The organism is Massilimicrobiota sp. An80 (assembly GCF_002159255.1).
GTDB lineage: Bacteria > Bacillota_I > Bacilli_A > Erysipelotrichales > Coprobacillaceae > Allocoprobacillus > Allocoprobacillus merdigallinarum.
Map to the genome: position 1 here is coordinate 1 of NZ_NFHI01000098.1, position 2,155 is coordinate 2,155.

The window sequence follows — 2,155 nt, forward strand, 5'->3', positions numbered from 1 at the left end:
TTAATCAAGGGAGAAGATAAGACAAGACCAGAAATGGATAGAGTAGAAAACTTTGTGCATAGAGTGAGTGCAAAGGTCACAGTTTTTGATACAAAGAAATATAAACTCAATGGAATTAGCGATGAATTTAGAGGAATCCTATCACCAATCATGATGAGATCAGCGTTTATGAGATTAAATGTACATCTAGAACATTGTAGACGTCATCCAATTGATATCAGACGTTATTATAAAGCTTTAGATTATTAATGAAAGAGTTAGATTTTTATCTTCTCTAAAATGAAAGGTAATATTATGGAAGTATCAGCAATGAATTGTCATCATAGATTTTATACATTAGAAGATTTTTTTAAAAGTGCACATGAAAATGGTTTTAGAAATGTAGAATTATGGAGTGGACCAATGCATTTTTATTTAGATTATCAACAATATGATGATATTCAAATCTTAAAAGAATTAGAAAAAAAATATGATATTAAAATTATTGGTGTTTGTCCTGAACAAACAAACCCTAAACCAAATAATATGGCAGCAAAACATGAAGATGAACAAAAAAGAGTCTATCATTATTTTAAAAATGCTATAGATATTGCACATTTTCTCAATGCCCATCAAGTAGTTGTCACAAGTGGATGGGCATATTTATCAGAAAATCTTGAAGAAGCAAGAACAAGAAGTGCTCAGATGATGAGAAAACTTGCAGAATATGCACAAATTCAAGGAATACCTCTTGCGATAGAAGCATTACAACCAAGAGAATCTTTACTTGTAAACACAATTTCTGATTTGAAAGATTATTTAGAATTAGTTAATCATGAAAATTTAAAAATATGTTTAGATTTAGGTGCTATGGCAAAAGCTAACGAGACAATCAAAGACTATTTTGAAACCTTTGGATCTAGAATTATTCATTGTCATTTTGTGGATGGAAATCCAGTAGGACATATGGCATGGGGTGATGGAAATAGAAATATGTGTGAAGATTTAGATATCCTTCATCAATATGATTATCAAGGCTATCTTTCTTTTGAAATTGTTAATCAGATGTATTATCAACAACCTCATTTAGCAGATCAAAAATGCATAGAATTATTCAATCAATGGAGACCAAAATGAAATCAATCAGTCAAAAAATTGATTATATCAGAGATGAAAACGATAGTTTTCAAACTTATTTAGATAAAGCTATCCAATATCAATTTCGTTGCATATTTGCAAGGAATAAAGAAGAATATGATTATGCTAAAGATTATTTAAAAAATAAAGATTGTATTATTGCTGGAGCTATAGATTTTCCTGAAGGAAAAATGACTTTGAATGAGAAATTAGAAATGTTTAAGACATATGCATCTTATGGTTTTCAAGAAATTGATTACGTTTTAAATCAAGATCATGTTGAAAAAGGTGATCTTGACAAAATTGAAGAAGAAATGAGTACAATTCATCAATTTTGTATAAAACATAATATACAAGAAAAAGTGATTGTTGAAATGTGTAAATTAGACGGTCGAGAAGAAATAAAGGAAGAGATATGTAAAATAGCCAAAAGAGTGAAGCCGGCTTTTTTAAAAACATCAACAGGAAGAAGTTTTAAAGGTGCTGATTTAAATGATGTTATATTAATGAAAAATATATTAAAAGATGAAGTCAAAATCAAAGCATCTGGAGGTATCCGTCATTTACAACAGGCACAAAAATTTTTTGAAGCAGGAGCAAGTGTCATTGGTGCAACTAGTGCCATTCAAATTATAAAAGGAGGGACAAAAATGTTAAATTTCGATGAAAATAGAGTAAGAACAGAACATCAAAATGGAGTTAATTTAATTCCAGAAGTAGAAAAAATTGTAGATAAGATCTGTGAAGATGGATATTCTAATATCTTTCTCTTTGGTATAGGAGGAACATTATTGTATGCTGGACAAATCATGCATACGGCTAAACAATTAGGGTGTAATCTTCCTTTATATCTTGAAAATGCAACTGATTTCTTGTATGAAGGCAATGCTAAATTTGATAAGGATTCAGTCGTCGTGATAGCTTCTCTATCAGGAAATACAATTGAGATTGAACAAGCTATTGATAAGGCTCATGAAGTCGGAGCGAGAGTCATTGGCTATGTGGAAGTTCTAGATTCACCATTAGCCAAAAAAGTAGA

At 30.1% G+C, this 2,155-nt stretch carries 2 protein-coding genes and 1 pseudogene; all 3 read left to right on the forward strand.

Features of this window, described 5'->3' with window-relative positions:
- Nucleotides 1–249: pseudogene (locus tag B5G32_RS13430) on the forward strand (SIS domain-containing protein); the annotation flags it as partial.
- A gap of 60 nt (nt 250–309) precedes the next feature.
- Entirely contained in the window at nt 310–1,116 is an 807-nt protein-coding gene (locus B5G32_RS13435) for a sugar phosphate isomerase/epimerase family protein (RefSeq protein ID WP_239386264.1), read from the forward strand.
- On the forward strand, nt 1,113–2,155 hold a 1,043-nt coding region (gene deoC / locus B5G32_RS14055), incomplete at its 3' end, for a deoxyribose-phosphate aldolase (RefSeq protein WP_239386265.1). The genes B5G32_RS13435 and deoC, both read left to right, overlap by 4 nt.

Excerpts from the sequence above, each read along its gene's own strand:
- B5G32_RS13435 (WP_239386264.1), top strand. The coding sequence starts at position 310 with ATGAATTGTCATCATAGATTTTATACATTAGAAGATTTTTTTAAAAGT.